Below are 24,321 nucleotides of genomic sequence, written 5' to 3' on the forward strand. Positions count from 1 at the left end.
CTCGCCGACGTAGGATTGCTGCGATGGTTAGACGAAGGGCGGCTTGATGTTGCTGCGCTTCTCCAGCCACTCAGGCACCGGCAGGTTCTTGGCCCGCATGAAGTCCGCATTGAACAGCTTCGACAGGTAGCGGCTGCCGGAATCGCACAGCACGGTGACGATCGTCTTTCCAGGCCCGAGCTGCTTGGCAAGGCGCATCGCGCCGACGACGTTGATGCCGGTCGAGCCGCCGAGGCACAAGCCTTCATGCTGCAGCAGCTCGTAGATCGCGCTGACGGCTTCGGCATCGGGAATGAGATGGGTATCGTCGACCTTGGCTGTCTCGACGATCGCCGTGGCGCGGTTGAGGCCGATGCCCTCGGTGATCGAGCCGCCGGGCGTCGCCTTGGCCTCACCGGTCCTGAAATATTCGTACATGCCAGCGCCGTGCGGATCGGCGCAGGCGATGCGGATGTTCGTGTTCTTCTCTTTCAGATAGCGGCTGACGCCGGCCAGCGTGCCGCCGCTGCCGACCGAGCAGACGAAGCCGTCGACCTTGCCGCCAGTCTGCTCCCAGATCTCGGGGCCGGTGGATTCGTAATGCGCCTTGGCATTGTCCAGATTGTTCCACTGATCGGCAAACAGTACGCCGTTCGGCTCGGTCTTGCGCAGCTCGTCGGCGAGCCGCCGGCCGACATGCTGGTAGTTGTTGGGATTGGCATAGGGCAGGGCCGGCACCTCGATCAGCTCGGCGCCGCACAGCTTCAGAAAGTCCTTCTTTTCCTGGCTCTGCGTCTCCGGGATCACGATCAGGGTGCGGTAGCCGCGCGCGCTCGCCACGACCGCGAGGCCGATGCCGGTATTGCCGGCGGTCGCTTCCACCACGAGCCCGCCGGGCTTGAGCTCGCCGCGCTTCTCCGCCTCCAGGATCATCCATTTGCCGGCGCGGTCCTTGACCGACTGGCCCGGATTCATGAACTCGGCCTTGCCGAGAATGGTGCATCCGGTCAGTTCCGAGGCGCGCTTCAGCTTGATCAGCGGGGTGTTGCCGATGGCTTCGACAACGTCATTTCGAATGGTCATGTCAGGGGAAATCACTACAAGGGGTTGATCAGCTTTGGCCAGAACCTAGTGCCTGGGAGCCCAAAGGGGAAGGCTTTTGCGCTGCGGCGAACCGGACCGAAACGCCCGCTCAGACGGTGATATTCCGAGAGGCGAGTGCGGCGATGATGCGCTCGGGCGCGAGGCCGGATATCGGTAGGAGGAAATGACCGAACTCCGTCAGAGCACGGAACGATGACGCTCGTCATGAGCGGTCTTGCGAGCAATTTTTGCCATGGGCGAGACGGGTCGAGTTCGCAGCATGGGCAGCGTGTGGAAAGCCGACGAAATATCGGCACGATGGACGGCTTGGCTTTCGGCAAATTGACGATCTTGTGAGGCGACCAGAGGACGCGACCGGGCCGAAGCCGCGTGATGCAGTCGGATCGAGGGGCTCAGCACCGGGGTGTGGCAGCAATACCACATGAAATCTTGGTAAGCTTGATCAGGCTTCCCGACGTTTCGTATTGAGAAAAATCACTGCGAGACAGGCACATTTTGTACCCTTGTCACTTCGCTGCCCGCTCATTGGCACGGGCATCTCGCAACTGCGGCACTGTCCCCCTGTTCCGCGTCCGGCTAGTATGAAGCTCAAGGTTCCGCAGAAAGCATCGCCTGTGAACGAGTTGCCAAAAGCCCCCCGACCGTCCTGCCGCGAATCGGCTAATCCGGCTGCGCGGTGGCGGCTCGATCTGCCCGGCGGGGGGTGGATGTGACACAGCATGTTCCGGCGATCGCCGTACGGCGGTCTCTAGGGTCTGCATTTCGGGCGCGTTGGCTTGCGGTACTGTGCCTCACCATAGGCTCGGGTGGTTGTGTGCTGACCCAGGATCTTCCCGATCCCGCGCTCGACGTTCCCACGCAGTACAAATATGCGGGCAAGCGTGATGCGCCGCCGTCGCTGGATTGGTGGCGCGGCTTCCGTTCAACCGAGCTGACGCAGCTGATGGAAGAGGCGCAGACCGTCAACCTCGACATCGCCGCCGCCGTTTCGCGCATCGTCCAAGCCGATGCCCAGGCGCGGCAGGCGGGCGCGGCGCTGCTGCCGAGCCTGTCCACAGCCGGCTCGGAAACCTATTCGCGCACCTCGGGTTCGAGCGCTTCCGGTCTGTCCATCGGCGGGCGCGAGGTCGTCAATTATTCGGCCTCGCTCAGCGCGAGCTATCAGCTCGACTTCTGGGGTCAGAACCGCGACGCGCTGCAGACGGCGGAGGAGACCGCGAATGCCAACCGCTTCGATCGCGACACTGTCGCACTGACGACGCTCGCAGCGGTCGCCAACGCCTATTTCCAGGTGCTGGCCTCGCAGGATCGCATCAGGACCTCACAGCGCAACATCGCGAGCGCGCAGCGCATCCTCGATGCGGTCAGGGAGCGCCGCAAGGCCGGTACCGGCACTGATCTCGATGTCGCGCAGCAAGAGAGCGTGCTTGCGAACCAGAAGGCCCTGGTGCCGCCACTGCGCCAGACGCTCGACCAGAACATCAACGCGCTCGCGGTGCTGGTCTCGCGCCCGCCGGAGAGCGTGCGCGTGCTCGGCGGCTCGCTGGACCGGATCGCGATCCCACGCGTGACGCCCGGCCTGCCGTCCGAGCTGCTGACGCAGCGCCCCGACATTCGCCGGCAGGAGGCCCAGCTCGCCTCGGCCACCGCGAATATCGGCAATGCCCGCGCGCAGTTCTTTCCGACCATCCAGCTCACCGGTAATGGCGGCTATCAGAGCTCGGCGCTTGTCTCGCTGTTCCAGCCGCACGCGGCCTTCTTCCAGCTCGTCGGCAGCGCCACGCAGCCGATCTTCGACGGCGGCAGGATCCTCGGCAATTTCGAATTTGCCAAGGCGCGGCAGGACGAGCTGCTCCAGACCTACCGCAAGACCATCGTCCAGGCCTTTGCCGACGTCGACAATGCGCTTTTCTCGATCAAGCAGACCACGATCCGGCTGCAATTGCAGCGCGATGTCGTTGCGGCCTCGCGCCGCGCCTTCGACCTATCGGAGCAGCAATTGCGCGCCGGCACTGCCGACATCGTGACCGTGCTCAACACCCAACTGACCCTGTTCCAGGCGGAAGACGTGCTGTCGCAGGCCCAACTCGCACGGCTTCTCGCCATCGTCAGCCTGTACCAATCGCTCGGCGGCGGTTGGGAGCCGCGAATGGAGAAACTGGTCAATGCTCTTTAAGCCGGATACGAAGCAGGGCGCGGAAGAGGGGGCGGCGAAGAAGTCGCGCGGCCGCGGCTTCGTCATGACCCTGATCACGCTCGCGATCCTGGGCGGCCTTGGCTATCTCGGCTGGATCGTCACGCATCAGCAGCAAGCCAACAACCGCAATCAGCGCCCCGATCTGCCGGTGCCCGTGCTGGCCGCAACGCCGCGCATCCAGGACGTGCCGGTCTATCTCGACGGCGTCGGAGCGATCCGCGCGCTCAACACCGTGACCGTGCGCTCGCAGGTCGACGGCAAGCTGATCGCGGTCAACTTCAAGGAGGGCCAGGACGTCAAGAAGGGTGACGTGCTCGGCGAGATCGATCCGGCTATCTATCAGGCGCAGTACGACCAGGCGGTGGCCAAGAAGGCGCAGGACCAGGCCCAGCTCGCCAATCAGCGCATCGATCTCGCCCGTTACGAGCAGCTCGCCGCCTCCAATGCCGGCTCCAAGCAGCAGGCCGATACCCAGCGCGCGCTGGTGGCGCAGACCGAGGCGCTGGTGAAAGCCGACCAGGCCGCGATCGACAACGCGGCCGCGACGCTGAGCTACACCAAGATCGTGGCGCCGATCTCGGGCCGGGTCGGCCTGCGCCAGGTCGACCAGGGCAACATCGTCCACGCCTCCGACACCACCGGCCTCGTGGTGATCACGCAATTGCAGCCGATCGCGGTGTGGTTCAGCCTGCCGCAGCAGCAGATCATGCGCGTCAACGCGGCTGCCGCAAAGGGCCCGCTCGCGGTCGACGTGTTCGGCAATGACGGCATCACCGTGATCGACACCGGCAAGCTCACCGGCATCGACAACCAGGTCGACCAGACTACCGGCACGCTCAAGCTCAAGGCCGAATTCCCCAACGCCAATTACCAGCTCTGGCCGGGCCAGTTCGTCAATGTCCGCCTCAAGGTCGAGACCTTGACGCAGGCGTTGGTGGTGCCGACCTCTGCGGTGCAGCGCGGTCCGATCGGGACCTTCAGCTACGTCATCGGCGAGGACAACATCGTCTCGGCCAAGCCCGTGACGGTGACCCAGCAGAACGAGCATGACGCCGTGGTCGCCAGCGGCCTGTCGGCGAGCGACAAGGTCGTGACCACGGGCTTTGCCAATCTGTCCGATGGATCCAAGGTGATGGTGGGCCGCGACGACCAGACCCCCTCGGCGGATCTCGCTCCGCGCAAGCGCTCGCGCGGGCCTGACGCCCAGAAGAAGGATGGTGCCAAAGAAGGCCAGAAGGATTCGCAAGGCAAGGACGGCGAGTTCCGTGCCAAGCGGAAGAGCAGCGAAGGCGACCAGAAGGGACAGACCGGGCCGGCACCGGGGCCGGGGGCATCGGGAAGCGGAGCCAAGCAGCCATGATCCCGACAACAGCCGCTTGAAGCGGCAGGCAGATCCCATGGGTGTCTCCGAACCCTTCATCCGACGGCCGATCGCGACCTCGCTGCTCGGCATTGCGCTCATGATCGGTGGGCTGCTGGGCTATTTCGCGCTGCCGGTCTCGGCGCTGCCCCAGGTCGATTTCCCGACCGTGCAGGTGACGACGCAGCTTCCGGGCGCCAGCCCCGACGTCATCGCCTCACTGATCACCGCGCCGCTGGAGCGGCAGCTCGGCCAGATCCCGTCGCTGTCGGCGATGAACTCGACCAGCTCGTTCGGCGTCAGCCAGATCTCGCTCCAGTTCGACCTCAACCGCGATATCGACGGCGCGACCCAGGACGTGCAGGCCGCGATCAACGCGGCGGCCGGCGTGCTGCCCAAGACGCTGCCCTATCCGCCGACCTACGCCAAGGTGAACCCGGCGGATGCGCCGGTGATGACGCTGGCGCTGCGCTCCGACACGATCTCGTTGCGCGTGATGAGCGACATCGCCGACACCATTCTGGCGCAACGCTTGAGCCAGATATCCGGCGTCGGGCGCGTGTCGGTGCTCGGCGGGCTGAAGCCGGCCGTACGCATCCAGGCGGATCTCGCGCGCCTTGCCGCCTACGGCATCGCCATGGAGGATCTGCGCACAGCGATCGCCAATGCCAACGTATCAGGGCCGAAGGGCTCGCTCGACGGCGCGCAGCAATCCTATATCATCGCCGCCAACGACCAGATCGCCGCCGCAGACGCTTACAAGCCGGTCATCATTGCCTATCGCAACGGCTCGCCCGTCACCATTGGCGACGTCGCCCAGATCGTCGACGGCCTCGAGAACGACCGCACCGGCGGCTGGTACCAGGGCACGCCGGCCGTCATCATCGACATCCAGCGCCAGCCCGGCGCCAACGTCATCGACGTGGTCAGCCAGATCCGCGCGGAAATCCCGAAAGTGCAGCGCGCGATCCCGGCCGGCGTGAACCTCACGATCGTCTCCGACCGCACCGTCACCATCCGCGCCTCGGTGCGCGACGTGCAGTTCACGCTGGTGCTTGCCGTCGTGCTGGTGACGCTGGTGGTGCTGCTGTTCCTGCGCTCGCTGCGCGCCACGCTCATTGCGGGCGTCGCGCTGCCGCTGTCGCTGATCACGAGCTTCGGCATCATGTATTTTGCCGGCTTCAGCCTCGACAATTTCTCGCTGATGGCGCTCACGATCGGCACCGGATTCGTCGTCGACGACGCCATCGTCATGATCGAAAACATCGTCCGCCACATGGAGAACGGCGACAGCGCGATGGAGGCCTCGCTGAAAGGCGCCAGCGAGATCGGCTTCACCGTGATCTCGCTGACGGTGTCGCTGATCGCGGTGTTCATTCCGCTCTTGTTCATGTCGGGTCTCGTCGGGCGCATGTTCCGCGAATTCGCGCTGACCTTGACCATCGCGGTCGTGACGTCGGCGGTGGTCTCGCTGACGCTGACGCCGATGATGTGCTCCCGTTTACTCAAGCATGCCCATCAGGAGCTGGCGGTGCCGGGATTGGCGGCGATCAGCCGTTTCATCGACCGCACGGTCGACGCCTATCACAGATCGCTTTTGTGGGTCCTGGAGCGCCAGCGCGCCACGCTCGTCGTGACCTTCGCCACGCTAATCGCCACCCTGGTGCTCTATGTCGTCGCGCCGAAGGGGTTCCTCCCGCTGCAGGATACCGCCTCGATCACGGCGGTGACGGAGGCCGGACCCGACGTCTCGTTTGCGGAGATGAAGAAACGACAGGCCGAGGCGGCCGACGCCATCAGGGCCGACCCTGATGTGGTCGGCGTGGTCTCGGTGATCGGCGCGGGCTCGGTCAACCCGACCACCAATGTCGGCCGGCTCGTCATGAGCTTGAGGCCGCGCGGCGAGCGGCGCGAGGACGTCACAGGCGTCGTCGCCCGGCTGAAGGAGCGGGTATCAGCCATCCCCGGCATGACCGTCTATTTCCAGCCGGTGCAGGACGTGCAGATCTCGACCCAATCGAGCCGTTCGCAATACCAGTACACGCTGACCGGCACCGATGCGACGCTGGTCTCGGAATGGGCGCGCAAGCTGGTTGCGGAGATGCGGCGCGATCCCTTGTTCCGGGACGTCTCCTCCGAGGCGCAGGAAGGGGGCTTGCGGGCCCAGCTCGATGTCGACCGCACCCGCGCCGGTCAGCTCGGCGTTAGCCTCCAGGCCATCACCGACACGCTGAACGACGCCTTCGCGCAGCGACAAATCTCGACCATTTACGGGCAGGCCAACCAGTACCGCGTGGTGCTGGAGGCGTTGCCGATGTACCAGCGCGATCCTTCGATCCTGTCAAAACTCTATCTGCCGGGGGCCGCCAGCAGCACCGTCGGCGCGCCCAGTGCCCAGGTGCCGCTCTCGGCCGTGGCGACGCTGAAGCGGACCACGGCGCCGCTGGCGATCTCGCATCAGGCGCAGTTCCCGTCCGTGTCGCTCAGCTTCAACCTCGCACCGGGCGCGGCGCTCGGCGACGCCGTCGAGGCGGTCAAGGCCATCGAGACCCGGATCGGCATGCCCAACAGTATCGTCGGCGTCTATGCCGGCGATGCCGCCGAGTTCGCCAGGGCGCTTGCCGGACAGCCCTGGCTGCTGCTCGCCGCCGTCATCACCATCTACATCGTGCTGGGTGTGCTCTATGAGAGCTACATCCATCCGATCACGATCCTTTCGACGCTGCCCTCGGCCGGCGTCGGTGCGATCCTGGCGCTGATGCTGTTCGGTCAGGACCTCTCGGTGATCGGCCTGATCGGCATCATCCTCTTGATGGGCATCGTCAAGAAGAACGCGATCATGATGATCGACTTCGCGCTGGAGGCCGAGCGCGGGCAGGGGATGTCACCCAACGAGGCGATCGTGCAGGCCTGCCTGCTGCGCTTCCGTCCCATCATGATGACGACGCTGGCGGCGCTGTTCGGCGCGCTGCCGCTCGCGATCGAGAGCGGCACCGGCGCCGAGCTGCGCTTTCCGCTCGGCATCTCCATCATCGGCGGCCTGCTACTGAGCCAGCTGCTGACGCTCTACACCACGCCGGTGATCTACCTCGCGCTCGACCGCATCAACCGCCGCCTCGAGCAGGCGCTGCCGCCGGCCGAACCCGGGGGACCGCCGGTCGCAGGCGCGACCGAGGGGATGCAGTGATGGCATCGATCTCGGAGCCCTTCATCCGCCGGCCGGTCGCGACCACGCTGCTGTCGATCGGGCTGTTCCTGCTGGGTGTCGTCGCCTACCATTTCTTGCCCGTCGCCTCGGTCCCGAACGTCGATTTCCCCGCCATCTTTGTCTCGGCCAGCCGGCCCGGCGCCGACCCGTCCGTGATGGCGGCCACGGTGGCTTCGCCACTAGAGCGGCGGCTAGGCGAGATCGCCGGGATCAACCAGATCACCTCGACCTCCACCCTCGGCACGACCAGCATCCAGCTCCAGTTCGACATCGGCCGCAACATCGACAAGGCCGCACGCGACGTCCAGGCGGCGATCAACGCCGCGATGGTCGACCTGCCAAGCGACCTGCCGACGTTGCCGCGCTTCCGCAAGGCGAATACGGCCGGCGCGCCGGTTTTCGTGCTGGCGCTGACCTCGAAGACGCTGTCGGCGAGCGCGATCTACGACGTCGCCGACACCGTGCTGGCGCAGCGCATCTCGCAAGTGCCGGGCGTCGGTGACGTCACCGTGTCCGGCGCCGACCAGCCGGCCGTGCGGGTGCAGCTCAACCCCGTGGCGCTGTCGAACGCCGGGATCGCCACCGACGACGTCCGGACCGCGATCATCAACGCCAACCCGCTCGGTCCCGTCGGCATTTTCGAAGGCGAGCGTCAGAGCGAGACGCTGGCGCTCAATCGGCAGATGCGCACCGCGAAGGAGTTCCGCGACATCCTCATCAAGAGCTCCAACGGCAATTTCGTGCGGCTCTCGGACGTCGCCGACATCGAGGATTCCGTCCGCAACGCCCGCTCGATCGCCTGGTTCAACAAGCAGCCGGCAGTCCTGATCCAGATCACCAAGCAGGGTGATGCCAACGTCATCGACACCGTCGACAGGGTGAAGGCGCTGATCCCCGCGCTGAAGCAGTGGATCCCGGCCGGCGTCGAGATCTCCACTTTGGTCGACCGCACCGGCACGATTCGCGCCAGCGTGCTGGACATGCAGTGGACCCTGCTTGCGACCGCGTTCCTGGTGATGGCCGTGGTGTTCGTGTTCCTGCGGCGGCTGACCCCGACGATCGCGGCCGGCATCTCGGTGCCGCTGGCGCTGGCCGGCACCTGCGCCGGCATGTGGGTCGCGGGCTTCTCGATCGACAATCTGTCGCTGATGGCGCTGGCGATTTCCGTCGGCTTCGTGGTCGACGATGCCATCGTCATGATCGAGAACATGTATCGCAATCTCGAGCAGGGCATGCGGCCGTTCCGGGCGGCGCAGCAGGGCGCGAAGCAGATCGGATTCACGGTGGTCTCGATCAGCCTGTCGCTGATCGCCGCCTTCACGCCGTTGATCTTCATGGACGGCATCGTCGGCCGCCTGCTGCGCGAGTTCTCGCTGACGCTGACCTTCGCGATCCTGGTCTCGACGCTCGTGTCGCTCACGGTCACGCCGATGATCTGCGCCCACTACATCCGGCAGACCACGTCCAGCACCGCGACCCTGTTCGACCGCCTCATCGAGGGGTCGCTGACGCGCATCGTCGCCTTTTACGCCAAAACCCTGCGCGCCGTGCTGGACTACCCGCTGGCGACGCTGCTGGTGTTCTTCGCCACCATCGGCCTCACCGTGACGCTCTACATCAAGGTCCCCAAAGGCTATTTCCCGACCGACGATTCCGGCTTCGTCATCGGGGCGACGCGGGCCTCGGCCGACATCTCGTTCCAGTCGATGCTGGGCCTCCAGCAGCGGCTCGCCGACATCGTGATGAAGGATCCCGCCGTGGCCGGCATCGGCTCGACCGTCGGCGCCGGCGGTGGGCCGGGGGGAGCGACATCGAACCGCGGCATCATGTATATCAGCCTCAAGCCGCCGGAGGAGCGCGACCACGTCTCGACGGAGGTTGTGATCGACCGTCTGAGACGCGCGCTGTATCCTGTGCCCGGCATCCGCCTCTTCATGTTCGCCGCCCAGGACGTCCGTGCCGGCGGCCGGCAGAGTGATTCCAACTACCAGTACACTCTGACCAGCACCGACCTTGGTCTGCTGCAGAAGTGGGCGCCGATCGTCGCCAAGCGCATGGAGAGCGTCGAGGGCATCACCGACATCTCCAGCGACCGCGATCCCGGCGGGCTTCAGTTGACCCTGAGCATCGATCGACAAAAGGCCTCGGCGCTCGGCGTCAGGGTGCAGGACATCGACAACGCGCTGAACAACGCCTTCTCGCAGCGGCAGATCTCGATCATCTATACCCAGCGCAACCAGTACATGACCGTGCTCGAGATCGATCCGAAATTCCAGGTCGACCCATCCAACCTCGATCGTATCTATGTCGCGGGCGCCGGCGACGCGCAGGTGCCGCTGTCGGCCGTGGTGCACGCGAGCCGCGGGCTCGCCGCGCTCGCGGTCTATCACTCGCAGTCGTTCCCCTCGACCACGGTGTCGTTCAATCTGCTGCCGAGCGTGCAGCTGCAAGCGGCGACCCAGAACATCCAGCGTGCGGTGGAAGAGTTGCATATGCCCGAAGGCATTCGCGGCAGTTTTGACGGCAATGCCGGGGATTTTGCCAAGACCAGCGGCCGGCAGCCGCTTCTGATCCTCGGTGCGTTGGTGGCGATGTACATCGTGCTGGGGGTGCTCTATGAGAGCCTCGCCCATCCGCTCACAATCATCTCGACGCTGCCCTCGGCGGGGCTCGGCGCGCTGCTCGCGCTTCAGCTCACCAATACGCCGCTGACCGTGATCGCCTTCGTCGGCATCATCTTGTTGATCGGCATCGTCAAGAAGAACGGCATCATGATGGTGGATTTCGCGCTTGACGCCGAACGCCAGCGCGGCCTGTCCTCGGCGGAGGCGATCTTCGAGGCCTGCCAGACGCGCTTCCGGCCGATCCTGATGACGACCATGGCGGCGCTGTTCGCCGGCATTCCGCTCGTGGTCGCGACCGGCCCCGGCACGGAGCTGCGCCGCCCGCTCGGCATCACCATCATCGGCGGCCTGTTCGTCTCTCAGATCCTGACGCTCTACACCACGCCCGTGATCTACCTGTTGATCGACCGCCTGCGGCGGCGGTCCGAGCCGCGTCCGCTGGCGGCACCGGCGGAATAGGTTGTTCAAGCGCCGCACGAAGCGTATAGCGCGCCCATGTCGAACCCAGCAGATACGGCCGCTGCCGATCCCATTCCCGAATGCCCGCACTGCCAGAAGCCGATGCCGCTCTGCATCTGCGACAGCGTCACACCGATCGAAAACCGGCTGTCGCTCCTGATCCTCCAGCATCCGCAGGAGCAGGACAGGGCGCTCGGCACCGCGCGGCTGCTTGCCAGGCATTTCGCCGATGCCACAGTGCGGGTCGGCCTGTCCTGGCCGAGCCTGTCCAAGGCGCTGGGGCGGCCGGTCGAGAACGCCTCGCACTGGGCCGTACTCTATCTCGGCTCGGCGCGCGCGGCAGATCTCGAGGCCAAAGGCGAGATCGTCGCGCTCAACCGCAAGGGTGAGGTCGCGGAGAACCAGCGCGCAATCCTCGGCAAGCTCGAAGGCGTGGTGCTGCTCGACGGTACCTGGAGCCAGGCCAAGGCGCTATGGTGGCGCAATCCGTGGATGCTCAAGTGTCAGCGCGTGATCCTCAACCCGGCGCACCCCTCGCGCTATGGGCGTCTGCGCAAGGAGCCGCGCAGCGACGGGCTCTCGACCATTGAGGCCGCGGCGACGATCCTTGCCGGACTAGAGCGGCGTCCTGACATCGCCGACACGCTGCATGCGAGTTTTGACCGGCTGTTGACACGATATCGCGAGGTCCAGGCCGAGATGCCGGAATTGGCGCCCAAACCGGCCCCGAAGGGCCGCCGGCGCGACTTCCGGCGTCGCAAACGCGCCTGACTTCGATCCACATCGGAAACAGCCGCGTCGCCGCCAGAGTCGGACGAAGGCGGTTGCCTAAATGCTTCATCCCCTATATTGCTCCGCCCTTACGGGGCCACGTGGCGGAGTGGTTACGCAACGGTCTGCAAAACCGTGTACACCAGTTCAATTCTGGTCGTGGCCTCCATCATAAAGATCTGAATCTACTTGCTAAATCTCCTCCTTGTCTGTTCGGCCAATTCCGGCCTGCTAGCGGATTGCTAGGCCTTCGCCTCCCGTTTTGAGCGGCTGTTGAACGCGATATGATCATTGCCGCAGCAACCTCCTGTGTGGCCGGTCGAGGTTGCTCACGTGGCCGTGCCTTGCAAGGGAACCGGAACTCATCCATGATTGTTCCGAAATTAGTCCGAGTTGCGTTAAGTGAAGCACATTGCACCCGACGAGCTTCAGCGTCGTCCCGTTTTCGTCAAGTTTGACAAGATCGCGCTCGCAATCGTCGGGGCTGTGGCCGCGTTAGCGGTCTTCTGGGGGGCGACTAATCGAGGGCCCGAGGCGGCAAAGGGCGCGCCTGCGAAGGCGGATCCGCCCGCATGCTATTCGATCGGCACGTCGGTATCCTCCGGGTGTGCCGAAAGAGCCAAGTGACCCGACGAAACAGCCCGTGGCATTTGCCTTCCGCCAGTTCGACACAGGACGGGCTATGATAGCCGTCGGGATTGCCGGGTGGATATTCTGGCGATCGTCATCATCATTCCTCTGAGCGCGAGCAAGAGCCCGCCAGCGTAAGCCCGCAAGGTGCAGGCGGGGCCACACCGGATTTGTCCGGCCCCCCGCGCCAACCGCCGATTCAGGCCCGCTGGCATGGAGTTCGCATCGATCGGGCGAAATATCCGATCAATCGAGCGCTGGAGAAGCCGTGGGCGAGATCGTCCGATTTGTCCCGAAATCCGAGCTGGAGCGGGCTCGCCTCATTCGCGAGGCGCGCGCGATCTATGACAGCATCTTTCCACCGGCCGCACCCGACCGGGCGCCGCAGGACAGCGAGGAACGCGTCAAGAATTGATAGTTGCGCGGAGACCTGGTCGCCAAACCGCCCGTCAGGCGGGCGCATCCGTTCACGATGAAGCCAGCCTCAGCTGGCCGCGTACCAGCCGTCGGGAAAGGGCAGGAGGGGCCAGGCGCCCTCGTTGTCATTGGCGGCCTTTGGAGCCGTCCTGGGCGTCGCGTCGAGGCTCCACGAGCGGGACACGAATTCCTCCTCCGGCGCGGGAGCCCGGTCCTCGAGGACCATGACGTCCCGGACGGCATCCAGCAGCAAGTTGAATTCGGCTTCGCTCATCACACCCTCCGGAACGCGGATGACGCAATGTCGCAAAGCCGGTTTGTGTTCGGATTGACCCGATCGCTCGCATTTTAACGATCCGGCGATCGCGACCCGATTGGTTAACGACCCCTGAAGAATTCCGGGCAACCTTACGTGCCTCCACGGCTTCGCGGAGTGAGAGAGATCACATTCCCAGCGACTTATTTCTCCTAGCTAGGTCTTCGCACCAAATTGGCCAGCGCCGGCCGGGCAGAACGGGAGACTTGGTCATGAAGGAAAGGTTCTTGCGGTTTGCGGGCGTGAAGAGCCAGGCGCGCGGCGCCTCGACGGTCGGACTGTTCCTGGCGCTGTTCGCCTCCACCGCTCATGCCCATGGCACAGCGCAACCGGTCCAGCCTGAGCGAGGGCTGTCGCGCGGTGTTCGATCAGGCTGCGGCTGAGCCACGCGGCGTGTGGATTTGTGCGCAGCAAGTATCTCGCACGGGCTAGCGAATTCGGCATGATGAGCCTGTGGATATGCTGCGGACAGGCTGTGGAGGGCCGGTTGATTTGCTGCGGATGGGCCGCATCTTCATCGGCAAACGTCATATCTCTGTCAAATCGCTTCACCGAATGATTCTCCGGTCAGACAGATTGCCGCGTCAGCCGAGATCATTTGGTTCTGCCGAATTCGAAAATCCAGCACCCACTCCCCTTCGTGGCCTGCGAACAGTTTTTATGCAGCGGTTTGCCCAAATGCCGGGCGCACTCCATCCAATTTTTTGTACGCCCGCGGACAAGCTTTTCGCGGCGCACTTCCGCAGGCTTCCGCCCCGATCACTGGACCATGGCAGGCGCCATGGCATTTCGGAGGAGCTGGCGAGATGGAGAAATCGGTTTGGCCCCAGGCGCGGGGGGAGATGGCGCGCGCATCATTGCCACGGCGCAAGCTCATGCTCGGCGCCGCCATCGCTTTCGGTCTCGTCGCCGCCGCACCGCTGAGCGCGCAGGCCGCAGCGCCCGCCGCCTGCGCCGCGCTCCAGGAGAAATACCCGGACTGGAAGGGCAAGACGCTCGTCAACGCCATCAACCCGCACACGCCGGGCTATGAGACCATCGATCCCAAGGATCCCAGCAAGTACATCGGTTTCGATATCGATCTCGGCGAAGCCATCGGCGAATGTCTCGGCTTCAAGCTGACCTACAAGCCGGTGACGTTCGCAGCGCTCCTGACCACGCTGGCCGCGGGGCAGGCCGACATCGTGATCTCCGACATCTACGCCACCAAGGAGCGCGCCAAGGCTGCCGATTTCATCACCTACTCGAAGGTGTTCGACGGCGTGCTGGTCGCCAAAGGTAATCCGAAGGGCATCAACGGCATCAACATGTCGCTGTGCGGTGCCGCTGCCGCCGAAAACACCGGCTATGTCGAGGTGCCCTTGATCCAGGCGTTGATCCCGGAGTGCAAGAAGGCCGGCAAGCCCGAACCGACCATCCAGCTCTACGACAACAACGCCAACTGCATTCAGGCGATCCTCGCCGGCCGTGCCGACACCTACATCAACGACGTCAACACCGTCGACAGCGCTGTAAAGGCCTATCCGGACAAGCTGGAGAAGGCGATCGCGGTGACGATCCCGTATTCCGTCGGCATCGCCGTGCCCAAGAACAAGCCCAAATTCCGCGACGCCGTGCTCGCTGCGCTGATCGAGGTGCAGAAGGCCGGCACGCACATGGAGCTTCTGAAGAAGCACGGGCTCGATGTGAACAACTTCATGGAGCCGGAAATTCTCACGGCCGACTGATGTCGCTGTTCCTTCACTACCTGAGCATGCCGTATCTGCTCGCGGGCATCGAGCTCACCCTCGAGGTGACCGCCCTCGGGCTCGGCGGCGGGTTGATCCTCGGATTAATCCTCGCCGGCATGCAGCTCTCCCGCTTCTGGCCCCTGGCGGCAATCGCCAGGGCCTATACCGTGATCTTCCGCGGCACGCCGCTGATCCTGCAGATGGTGTTCGCCTACGACGCGCTGCCGCATATCGGCATCAAGCTGCCGGCGGTGCTGGCCGCCGGCCTCGCGCTCGCCTGCAACGAGGCGCCGTTCATCGCGGAGATGCTGCGTGCCGGCGTGCTCGGCGTCGACCGCGGGCAGCTGACGGCCGGCCAGGCGCTGGGCATGACGCCGTCGGTGCTGATGCGCAGGATCATCGCGCCGCAAGCCATCCGCACGATGATCCCGGCCTTCGGCAACGAGGCGGTGAGCGCGCTGAAGAATTCCTCGCTCGCCTCCGTCGTCGCGGTGCAGGAGCTGACCTTGCGCTCGACGCAGCTCGCGTCCTCGACCTTCGACTTCTTTTCGATCTTCTTCGCCTCGGGTCTGCTCTATCTCGTGCTGACCGCGACCATCAGCGCGATCCAGCTCTTCGTCGAATGGTGGCTCGATCTCGACCGCACCACGCGCCGCGAGCGCAAGCTCGCCGATTATCTGCCCTGGCGCCGGGTCGATCTGGTCTCCAAGGTCGAACTCGCAGATGCGACCGTCGCCGATCCCGAGCCCGCACCAGCAGAGCTCGCCGCCACCCCGCCGCCGGCCCTGACGCGCGAGGAGCGCGCCCGTCGCGCCGCGACGATTGCGCGCAACAATATCGCGGTCGAAGTGAAGGATCTCGCCAAGAGCTACGGCCCGCAGAAGGTCCTCGGCGGCCTCGACCTCACGGTGCGCGTCGGCGAGGTGGTCGCGCTGCTCGGGCCCAGCGGCTCCGGCAAGAGCACATTGCTTCGCTGCATCAACCACCTCGAGAATTGGGACGCCGGCACCGTGCGCGTCGGCGGCCGGCGCCTCGGCTTTGGCGAGAATGGCAGGCCGCTGCCGCCGCGGGCGATTGCCAATGAGCGCGCCAGTGTCGGCGTCGGCATGGTGTTCCAGCAGTTCAATCTGTTCGCGCATCTGTCGGCGAAGGAGAACATCGCCGGTCCCCTGCGCTGGGTTCACGGCATGACCCGGATCGACGCCGATCGCCGTGCCGCCGAGCTACTCGACCGCGTCGGGCTCGCGCATCGCGCCCACGCGCTGCCGCGACATCTCTCCGGCGGCCAGCAGCAGCGCGTCGCCATCGCCCGCGCGCTGGCGCCGAACCCGAGCGTGCTGCTGCTGGACGAACCGACCTCCGCGCTGGATCCCGAATTGGTCAGCGAGGTGCTGGAGGTGATCCGCCGTCTCGCCATCGACGATGGCCTCACCATGATCATCTCGACACATCAGATCCGCTTCGCCGACCAAGTCGCGGACCGCGTCGCCTTCCTGAGCGGCGGCGCGATCATCGAGGAGGGGCCCGCGCACGAGGTGCTCTCCAATCCCCGCAATCCGCTGACCGCGCGATTCCTCAGTGTCATGGAAGCCGACAAGGTTCCGGAGGCCGTGCGATGAGCGGCGCATCCGCAAGGTTCGAGACTCCCGAAGAGGCCATCTGATGAAGCATGTCACGCTGCCGGTTTCGCCGAAAACCGTCCACTGGGGCTATTTTTCCAAGACAGTCACGCCGGCCCTGACGCTGCGCTCCGGGGATCGCGCCACGATCGAGACACTGACCCATCACGCCAACGACGATTACGAGCGCATGATTCAGGGCGATCCGGGCGCCGAGAGCGTGTTTCAGTGGACGCGCGAGCACAAGGCGGTCGCGCGTCGCGGCTCAGGCCCGACAGAGGGCCCGTTCATCCGCGGCGCAGGCGAGGGGATCGGCGTTCATCTCCTCACCGGACCGGTCGCGATCGAGGGCGCCGAGCCCGGCGATATCCTGGAGGTGCGCATCCTCGACGTCCGGCCGCGGCCGAGCTGCAGTGCCTGTCATGCCGGCCGCTGCTTCGGCTCCAATGTCGCGGCGAACTGGGGTTTCCACTATCACGACCTGATCGAGGAGCCGAAGCCGCGCGAGGTCGTCACCATCTTCGAGCTCGACACCTCCGGCGAGCCCTATGCGAAGGCCGTCTACAATTACGTCTGGACGCCGCAGACCGACCCTGACGGCATCGTGCATCCGACCATCGACTATCCGGGCGTGCGCGTGGACCATGCCACCATCAGGAAGCGCGAGAACATCCTCTCCAGCGTGAAGGTGCCGGCGCGGCTGCATTTCGGCACCATGGGCCTTGCCCCATCGGAAGCCGATTTCGTCAGCTCGATCCCGCCGAGCTATACCGGGGGCAACATCGACGACTGGCGCATCGGCAAGGGCGCGCGGATGTTCTATCCGGTCGCGGTCCCCGGCGCCTATTTCTCGGTCGGCGATCCCCACGCGGCGCAGGGCGACAGCGAGCTCGGCGGCACCGCGATCGAGACCTCGCTGACCGGAGATTTCGAGTTCATCCTGCACAAGAAGGCCGACCTCGCCGGCACCAGCCTCGAGGGCCTCGACCATCCCATGCTCGAGACCGACCACGCCTGGTCATTCTACGGCTTCACCTATCCGAACTATCTGGCCACGCTCGGCGCCGATGCACAAACCGAGATTGCCAATCACTCCAGTCTCGACCGTGCGATGCGCGATGCGTTCAGAAAACTCCGCCGTTTCCTGATGACCGTACATCGCCTCAGCGAGGACGAGGCGATCTCGCTGATGTCGGTCGGGGCCGATTTCGGTGTCACCCAGGTCGTCGACGCCAATTGGGGCGTCCACGGCACGATCCGCAAGAACATCTTCCGGTGCGAGTGAATCTCTCCACGTCGTCATGCCCTAACGCTTTGAAGGGCAGCCCATTTTTCAGGATGGGATGGTGACCGACGAACCTCATCTTCGGCCCGTCGCGGCGACGGACGACCGCGTGCGTCTGGCACAGAGGTTGCTTCGATCGACTGCAACCTGGGTCGATCCGATGAGCTTCCGCCCGTTCACGAGCGAGTCCTACGCGCAAGACGACCGTCCCGAGGCCTGGCGGGACGTGCTGGCTGCGGTCGGCCTGCAACCGGCGGGTGGTCACAGCATATTCGACGGACACGCGACCGCATCGCACCGGAACGCCGCAGGCGTCGCGCTGACGCGCATGGCTGCGGGCGCGCAGAGCGTCGGCCCGCTCTCACGAGCAAGCGAAGACCTTCCCATCGCGCTGATGCCTGTCGAGGACGGCATGGTGCTGAAGAGCGCCGGCAGTCATCGTATCGTTCCCGTCGGTCATCTCGTGCTGCTGCCGCGCAGCGGCGACTGGAGCATCGTGTTCCAGCGCGATATGCGCGCCATCGTGCTGTCGGTGACATCGGAGGCGCTGCACGGGCGCCTCTCGAGCAAGCCGCGCCTTGGCGGGCCCCGCGTCGTTCCACCCAGCGGCTTTGCCGACGTATTCTCCCGCCTGCTCGATGCCACTGCACGGACCCTCGACACCCTGAGCGATCCCGAATGGAATTCGATCGTGCAATCCCTCGTCGATCTGCTGCTGACGCTCGCGCATCAGCTGGCGGCATCGAGCTCCGATGCTGGATCGAGCGCGACGCAGGCTGCGCTGCTGCACCGGATCTGCCAGACCATCGAGCGCCGTCTCGACGATCCCGATCTGGTGCCGGCGCGCGTCGCGCAGGCCGAGGGGATCTCCGAACGCTACCTGCAAAAGCTGTTCGAGACCGTCGGGGACAATTTCACCCACTATGTTCGCGAGCGCCGCCTCCAGCGCGCCTGGGCGGATCTCTCCAACCCAACCGAGGCTCATCGCTCGATCTCGGAGATCGCCTACGCCTATGGTTTTGGCGACTCCGCGCATTTCAGCCGCGCCTTCCGACATCGCTTCGGCCTGTCACCGCGCGAGTTTCGCCAGCAGGAGGCGGAGCGCGCGACTGCACAGCACGGCGTCGCCGGCCAGCGCGGCTGGCCGCAGGAGGCACTGGCGCAGCTTCGCGCCCATCAGAACGTAGAGACGCGCAGCAGTGTCGCCTGTGCCGGCGCCGCGGCGCGGACGACGGCCGAACGCCGTCATCACCATCTCCCGGTCGAGGCCAGCCGCGTCCATTGGGGCTATTTCAGCCGTTCGCTGCCGCCGCAGATCGAGATTTCCTCGGGCGACACCATCACCATCGAGACGCTGACCCAGCATGCCTCCGACGATCCGGAGTTGATGATCGCCGGCGATGCCGCCGCCGAAAGCGTGTTCGGCTGGACGCGCGACAAGAAGAACGTCGACCGCCGCGGCGCAGGGCCCATGGATGCCAGTGTGTTCGGCCGCGGTGCCGGCGAGGGGTTTGGCGTGCACATCTGCACCGGGCCCGTCGCGGTGAAGGACGCCCAGCCCGGCGATGTGCTGGAGGTGCGCATCCTCGACATCGTGCCGCGAGCGAGCCGCGATCCGAACCATGCGGGCCGTGTGTTCGGCTCCTCGGTCGCAGCGTGGTGGGGTTATCACTACAGCGAGTTTCTCGGCGGTCCCAAGCCGCGCGAAGCGGTTACCATCTATGAAATCTTCGACGACGCCGAGGTGCCGCATGCCCGCGCCCTCTATTCCTACCGCTGGGAGCCGCAGACCGATCCGTTTGGCGTCGTGCACACCACCTACGACTATCCCGGCGTTCCCGTCGCACCTGCCACGATCAAGCGCCGCCATGGCGTACTCGACGGCATCAGGATTCCCTTGCGTCCGCATTTCGGCGTGATCGCGGTGGCGCCGCGCGAGGTCGATTTCGTCGACTCCGTGCCGCCGTCCTATTTCGGCGGCAATCTCGACAATTGGCGGCTAGGGAAGGGGGCGACCGTGTATCTTCCGGTCTCGGTTCCCGGTGCGCTGCTGTCGGTCGGCGATCCCCATGCCGCGCAGGGCGACGGCGAACTCAGCGGCACCGCAATCGAGTGCTCGATGACCGGCACCTTCGAGGTGATCCTGCACAAGAAGGCCGATCTCGCCGGCCAGCCCTTCGCCGATCTCTCTTACCCCCTGATCGAGACCGCGACCGATTGGGTGCTGACCGGCTTCAGCCACCCGAACTATCTCGCGGAGTTCGGCGCCCAAGGGCAGAGCGAGGTCTACGCCAAGTCCTCGCTCGACCTCGCGATGAAGGATGCGTTCCGCAAGATGCGGCGCTTCCTGATGAACGTCAAAGGCCTCAGCGAGGACGAGGCGATCGCGCTGATGTCGGCCGCCGTCGATTTCGGCGTCACGCAGGTCGTCGACGGCAATTGGGGCGTGCACGCCATCCTCAGCAAGCGCCTGTTTCAGGACGCATCTTAACAAGGACACTCAAGTGAAATTCCATATGATCAGCGGCGGACCGAAACCGGTCGCGCCTTTCAGCCATGCGGTGGAAACCGACGGATTTGTCTTCGTCACGGGCCAGATGCCGGACACGCCGCAGGCGCCGGGCGTGCTGCCCAAGGGCATCGTCGCGCAGACCCGCGCCGTGATGGAGAACCTGAAGGTGGTGCTCGCCGGCCTCGATCTCGGCCTCGAGCATGTCGTGATGACGCGCGTGTATCTCACCCGCTTCAAGGAGGACTATGCCGCGATGAACGAGACCTACCGCACATTCTTCGCGCCGGATCGCCTGCCGGCCCGCACCTGTGTCGGCGTCACCGGGCTTGCCTACGATGCGTTGATCGAGATCGATCTGGTGTGCCGGCGGCCGTGATCGTTCGCAGCCTGGATGGAGCCAACAGGGCTACAAGACCTTGCGCTGCCTGTCGGGCAAAACACCCGGCCGGCAGGTCAATCCGCGCTCGCGAAAATATTCTACTTTACCGAAATTCGGCTTCCGCGTATTCCTGCGCCACCTCATCCCGGTCAGAGGGGCGTATCGCGATCGTCACGACACGCGGGGTGAGCTGCGGTGGACGCTAGTCACATCGGCGCGAGAGACATCGCAGGGCGGGCAACCGTGAGCGACAGGTCTTCGCGCACACGACCGGTGTGATCTGCGTACGGCAAAACCGTGTCGTCCTGGCGCCCGGGGTCTGTGCGCCAAGTCTTGCGGTGATGTGGCGGCCCGACCGGGCGCGCGCATCAGCCATCCGCAAGGCGACGGGGGCAATAGTGCATCGCTCCCCGGGGAGAACTCGGCATAAGCCGTCAAACCACTGCGCAGGGAAGGCCGGATGTTTGGCTTCACCTGTATGCCGCTGTGCAGCTTCTCGTAGCGCAGACTTCGCACAGTGGACCGTGGGTGCCCGGCCGGCACCCGGTCTTCCCTGCGCCCCCTGACAAAGGGGGTGTCGAGATGGAGCAAAGCTCGGGCGAGACAAGCCGCGAGGATGTGCACGTGTGTCTGCGACAGAGGTTTGCGTCGGTGGGGAGAGTCGTTCCGCCCAGCTCCGTCGTTGCGAGTTTGGCCCGGCCGATGGCGGACCGGCCCTCGCAGCCCAGGCCCTGCTCAGGACGCGTTGCGGATGATGACGAATTCGTCCTTTGCAAGCGCAAGCGGCTTTGTTATACGCAGCCGCGTGCGAACGAACGGTTCGCCTTTTCCTCGGTAGCTCAGCGGTAGAGCATCCGACTGTTAATCGGATGGTCGCTGGTTCGAATCCAGCCCGGGGAGCCAAATTTCGTCGACAATTCAATAATTTGCGCTCGTGCTCTCATGCGGAGCATGACCTTCTTTGCCTGACTTTGGAAGACGATCTCCACGATTCAGCGCGCAATCGCGCTCGAACAGATGCGCGCGCGGGCGCTGTCGCGCCATGCAGGCGGCGCCAAATCGACTCAATTCGAATCGAGCATCGACCAGCCGGACAATTTACGGAGCTGATTCCCATGCCAGACATCCAGGTCGACCGTTCGCTCATGGCCCCCTCGATTCTGCCGGCCGACGTTCCCGAGCTCAGCGACGATGAATGCATCGCCTTTCTGGCGCGCGCGGTCGAGACCCCGGATCCGGCACGGCTGGACGAGGTCGCCGCCCTGATCGGCCGCCTCGCGGTGGCGATCGAGTAAGGCTGGTCGGCCCCTCGATCGGGGGAGTTGCGGAAGCCCTGTCCCTCGAGGCGAACGGCCATGTTGCGTTTTGACCGGGCATGCTCCAAAGATGCCGCGAATTTCCTCCGCGGCATCGTCCGCATTGCAGGGTCCGCAAATGTCCGGTTTTTCGACCGCGCGCCAGAAAATGGTCGATGGCCAGGTGCGCACCAGTGACGTCACCGATCGCCGTATTCTCGATGCGATGCTCACGGTTCCGCGCGAGGCCTTCGTGCCGGCCGACCGGCAGGCGCTGGCTTACCTCGATCTCGACCTCGACGTGAGCGAAGGCGCCGCCAAGCGGTTCCTGATCAAGCCGGCGCTGACCGGCAAGCTGCTCCAGGCCGCCGAAATCGGCGAGGATGATGCCGTGCTGGTCGTCGGGTGCGCCACGGGCTACCTCGCCGCGCTGACCGCCAAGCTCGCGCGGCAGGTCGCTGCGACCGAGTGCGATTCGGCCTTGGCCGCTAAGGCCAGGGACGCCTTCACCGCCCTGGGGCTTGCCAATGTCACCTGCCGGGCGGCGGCGTGCTCCGAGGGGGAACCTTCTACCGCTCCCTATGACGTCATCGTCCTCAACGGAGCGGCCGAGGTGATGCCGGAGGCCCTGCTCGGGCAGCTGAAGGAAGGGGGGCGTCTGGTGGGCGTTTCGGCCGAATCGAGGCCGCCGCGCGCCATGATCATGACCCGTACCCATGGTGAATTCGGCCATCGGGCCCTGTTCGATGCCGCAGCCCCGGTCCTTCCCGGTCTGGAACGGGCCGCCGCCTTCGTCTTCTGACGGCCTAAAACCCGCTTAAATTCCGTTCTGAATCAGAAGTGTGGCCGGGATGCTGCACGTGAAGAGTTTCCACTGAGAACCACCCTCGGGTAGTTCCGTTGCGCTTGACCGCGTCCTATGTTGCGGCGGGGCAACGACTCCACTCGTAGACGGTAACCCAGCTCGCGGGCACGAGGTGGGCGTTAGAATGAACGGAATTTCAGGGATGCATGGGGTGAAGCTCTTCACCGGAGCTGCGGTTTCGGTCCTGCTGCTGGCGCTTGCCGGGCCGACGCCTGCCTTGGCGGAGACGATGGAAGGCGCGCTGGTGCGTGCCTATCAGGACAATCCGCAACTCAACGCGCAGCGCGCCCAGGTGCGTGTGACCGACGAAAACGTGCCTCAGGCATTGTCCGGATATCGCCCGAGAGTTTCGCTGACTGCGAGCGCCGGCTATCAATATCAGGACACGCTGACCGCGCCCGGGTCGGTCCCAATCAACGGGACCACCGTCCCCCGCAGTTCCGCCCTTACCATTCAGCAGTCTCTGTACAACGGCAACCAAACCGCCAACCGGGTTCGGGGCGCAGAGCATCAGGTCTCCGGCGCACGCGAGGGGTTACGCAATCTCGAGCAAAGTGTTCTGTTCTTGGCGGCGCAGACGTACATGGATTATCTGCGCGATTCGGCGACGGTCGAAGTCAACAAGAGCAACGTCCGGGTGCTCGAGCAGACGTTGAAGCAGACCCGCGACCGCTTCAACGTCGGCGAAGTCACTCGCACTGACGTCGCGCAATCGGAAGCGCAGTTGGCTGCAGGGCGAACGCTGGAGCAGCAGTCCGAGGCCACGCTGACGGCGACGCGCGCGACCTATCGCCGTGTGATCGGCAACGACCCTGTCAACCTTGCGCCCGGCTCGCCGGTGGATCGTTTGCTGCCGCCGTCGCTGGCAAAAGCGGTCGAGCTTGCGCTTATTGAGAACCCGACAGTCACGGCAGCGATGTTCGGCATCGATGTCGCTTATATGAACGTGAAGATCAATGAAGGCGCGCTGCTGCCGACGGTCACCTTGCAGGCGACCGCCCAGCAGCTCAACGAACAGTCCTTGATTCAAAACAGGGCGTTCAGCGCCTCCGCCGTCGCGCAAGCTTCATGGCAACTCTATGCGGGCGGTTCCGAATATTCCCTGATCCGGCAGTCCAAGGAGTCGCTGGCCCAGCAGCGTCTCACGCTTGATCAGACTCGTGACCAGGCCCGCGCTGACACCGCGTCTGCCTGGGGTCTGCTCCAGGCCTCCAAAGCGCAGGTGACGTCCGCACAAGCCCAGGTGACAGCATCCGAGATCGCGCTGAACGGTGTGCGCGAGGAGGCAAAGGCCGGGCAGCGCACCACGCTCGACGTTCTCAATGCGCAGCAGGCGCTGGTCAACGCCCGCATCAATCTCGTGAACGCGCAGCATGATCGCGTTGTGAATTCCTACAGGGTCCTCAATACCATCGGCCGCCTGTCGCCGCAGGTGCTTGGTCTGCGGACCACAACCTACGACCCCAGTGTTCACTATCATCAGGTCCGCGACAGCTGGGCCGGCGTGCGCACCCCCGACGGGCGCTGATTCTCGCGATCATCCGGTCGACCTCGCGAACAGCCGGGGTCGA

Annotated in this window: 17 protein-coding genes and 2 tRNA genes; 17 read left to right on the plus strand and 2 right to left on the minus strand. The window is 65.0% G+C overall.

What is annotated here, in order from left to right; genetic code table 11:
- Positions 1-27: 27 nt before the first annotated feature.
- Complete coding sequence (locus EHH60_RS18590) at positions 28-1,062, minus strand: cysteine synthase A (RefSeq protein WP_124160903.1); 1,035 nt, start codon at positions 1,060-1,062, stop codon at positions 28-30.
- 724 nt (positions 1,063-1,786) lie between these two features.
- Here EHH60_RS18590 and EHH60_RS18595 point away from each other — a divergent pair.
- From EHH60_RS18595 to EHH60_RS37590, 7 genes are all read left to right on the plus strand, one after another.
- Positions 1,787-3,259 carry an efflux transporter outer membrane subunit gene (locus EHH60_RS18595; RefSeq protein ID WP_124160904.1) on the plus strand — a complete coding sequence of 491 codons (1,473 nt, stop codon included), beginning with the start codon at positions 1,787-1,789 and terminating at the stop codon, positions 3,257-3,259.
- On the plus strand, positions 3,249-4,640 hold the full coding sequence (locus tag EHH60_RS18600) for an efflux RND transporter periplasmic adaptor subunit (protein ID WP_124160905.1): 1,392 nt from the start codon (positions 3,249-3,251) through the stop codon (positions 4,638-4,640). Before EHH60_RS18595 ends, EHH60_RS18600 begins: the two co-directional genes overlap by 11 nt.
- A 37-nt stretch (positions 4,641-4,677) precedes the next feature.
- Positions 4,678-7,827, plus strand: coding sequence for an efflux RND transporter permease subunit (locus tag EHH60_RS18605; protein ID WP_124160906.1), 3,150 nt, complete (start codon positions 4,678-4,680; stop codon positions 7,825-7,827).
- On the plus strand, positions 7,827-10,931 hold the full coding sequence (locus EHH60_RS18610; protein ID WP_124160907.1) for an efflux RND transporter permease subunit: 3,105 nt from the start codon (positions 7,827-7,829) through the stop codon (positions 10,929-10,931). The genes EHH60_RS18605 and EHH60_RS18610 overlap by 1 nt, the downstream gene beginning before the upstream one ends.
- Positions 10,932-10,967: 36 nt before the next feature.
- Entirely contained in the window at positions 10,968-11,702 is a 735-nt protein-coding gene (locus EHH60_RS18615) for a tRNA-uridine aminocarboxypropyltransferase (protein WP_124160908.1), read from the plus strand.
- 95 nt (positions 11,703-11,797) lie between these two features.
- Positions 11,798-11,871: transfer RNA gene (locus tag EHH60_RS18620), tRNA-Cys, on the plus strand.
- A 729-nt stretch (positions 11,872-12,600) separates the two neighbouring features.
- Positions 12,601-12,747: a hypothetical protein gene (locus tag EHH60_RS37590; protein ID WP_199751554.1), complete on the plus strand. Its 147-nt coding sequence runs from the start codon at positions 12,601-12,603 to the stop codon at positions 12,745-12,747.
- Between the two features lie 69 nt (positions 12,748-12,816).
- On the opposite strand, the gene EHH60_RS18625 is transcribed toward EHH60_RS37590, so the two are convergent.
- The gene (locus tag EHH60_RS18625) at positions 12,817-13,023 is read right to left on the minus strand and encodes a hypothetical protein (RefSeq protein WP_124160909.1); all 207 of its coding nucleotides are present in this window, start codon (positions 13,021-13,023) and stop codon (positions 12,817-12,819) included.
- 254 nt (positions 13,024-13,277) lie between these two features.
- Here EHH60_RS18625 and EHH60_RS18630 point away from each other — a divergent pair, with 254 nt between their 5' ends.
- The 10 genes from EHH60_RS18630 (at position 13,278) to EHH60_RS18685 (ending at position 24,278) form a co-directional block, all read left to right on the plus strand.
- Complete coding sequence (locus EHH60_RS18630) at positions 13,278-13,448, plus strand: hypothetical protein (protein ID WP_245454521.1); 171 nt, start codon at positions 13,278-13,280, stop codon at positions 13,446-13,448.
- Positions 13,449-13,907: 459 nt separating this feature from the next.
- Positions 13,908-14,792, plus strand: a complete 885-nt coding sequence (locus EHH60_RS18635; protein WP_199751588.1) for an ABC transporter substrate-binding protein — start codon at positions 13,908-13,910, stop codon at positions 14,790-14,792.
- The gene (locus EHH60_RS18640) at positions 14,792-16,414 is read left to right on the plus strand and encodes an amino acid ABC transporter permease/ATP-binding protein (protein WP_124160911.1); all 1,623 of its coding nucleotides are present in this window, start codon (positions 14,792-14,794) and stop codon (positions 16,412-16,414) included. The genes EHH60_RS18635 and EHH60_RS18640 overlap by 1 nt, the downstream gene beginning before the upstream one ends.
- A gap of 43 nt (positions 16,415-16,457) precedes the next feature.
- Positions 16,458-17,699 (plus strand): acetamidase/formamidase family protein, encoded by a 1,242-nt coding sequence (locus EHH60_RS18645; protein WP_124160912.1) that lies wholly within the window; start codon positions 16,458-16,460, stop codon positions 17,697-17,699.
- A 160-nt stretch (positions 17,700-17,859) separates the two neighbouring features.
- On the plus strand, positions 17,860-20,190 hold the full coding sequence (locus tag EHH60_RS18650) for an acetamidase/formamidase family protein (RefSeq protein ID WP_199751591.1): 2,331 nt from the start codon (positions 17,860-17,862) through the stop codon (positions 20,188-20,190).
- 13 nt (positions 20,191-20,203) lie between these two features.
- A complete protein-coding gene (locus tag EHH60_RS18655) occupies positions 20,204-20,587 on the plus strand; it encodes a RidA family protein (RefSeq protein ID WP_124160914.1) in 384 nt (127 codons plus the stop codon).
- Positions 20,588-21,418: 831 nt separating this feature from the next.
- Positions 21,419-21,493, plus strand: a tRNA-Asn gene (locus EHH60_RS18670).
- 212 nt (positions 21,494-21,705) lie between these two features.
- Entirely contained in the window at positions 21,706-21,885 is a 180-nt protein-coding gene (locus tag EHH60_RS18675; RefSeq protein WP_124160915.1) for a hypothetical protein, read from the plus strand.
- A gap of 139 nt (positions 21,886-22,024) precedes the next feature.
- A complete protein-coding gene (locus EHH60_RS18680; RefSeq protein ID WP_124160916.1) occupies positions 22,025-22,687 on the plus strand; it encodes a protein-L-isoaspartate O-methyltransferase family protein in 663 nt (220 codons plus the stop codon).
- Positions 22,688-22,892: 205 nt separating this feature from the next.
- Positions 22,893-24,278 carry a TolC family outer membrane protein gene (locus tag EHH60_RS18685; protein ID WP_124161028.1) on the plus strand — a complete coding sequence of 462 codons (1,386 nt, stop codon included), beginning with the start codon at positions 22,893-22,895 and terminating at the stop codon, positions 24,276-24,278.
- The last annotated feature ends 43 nt before the right edge of the window (positions 24,279-24,321 follow it).

The organism is Bradyrhizobium sp. RP6 (genome assembly GCF_003837805.1).
In the GTDB taxonomy this organism is placed as follows: Bacteria; Pseudomonadota; Alphaproteobacteria; order Rhizobiales; family Xanthobacteraceae; genus Bradyrhizobium.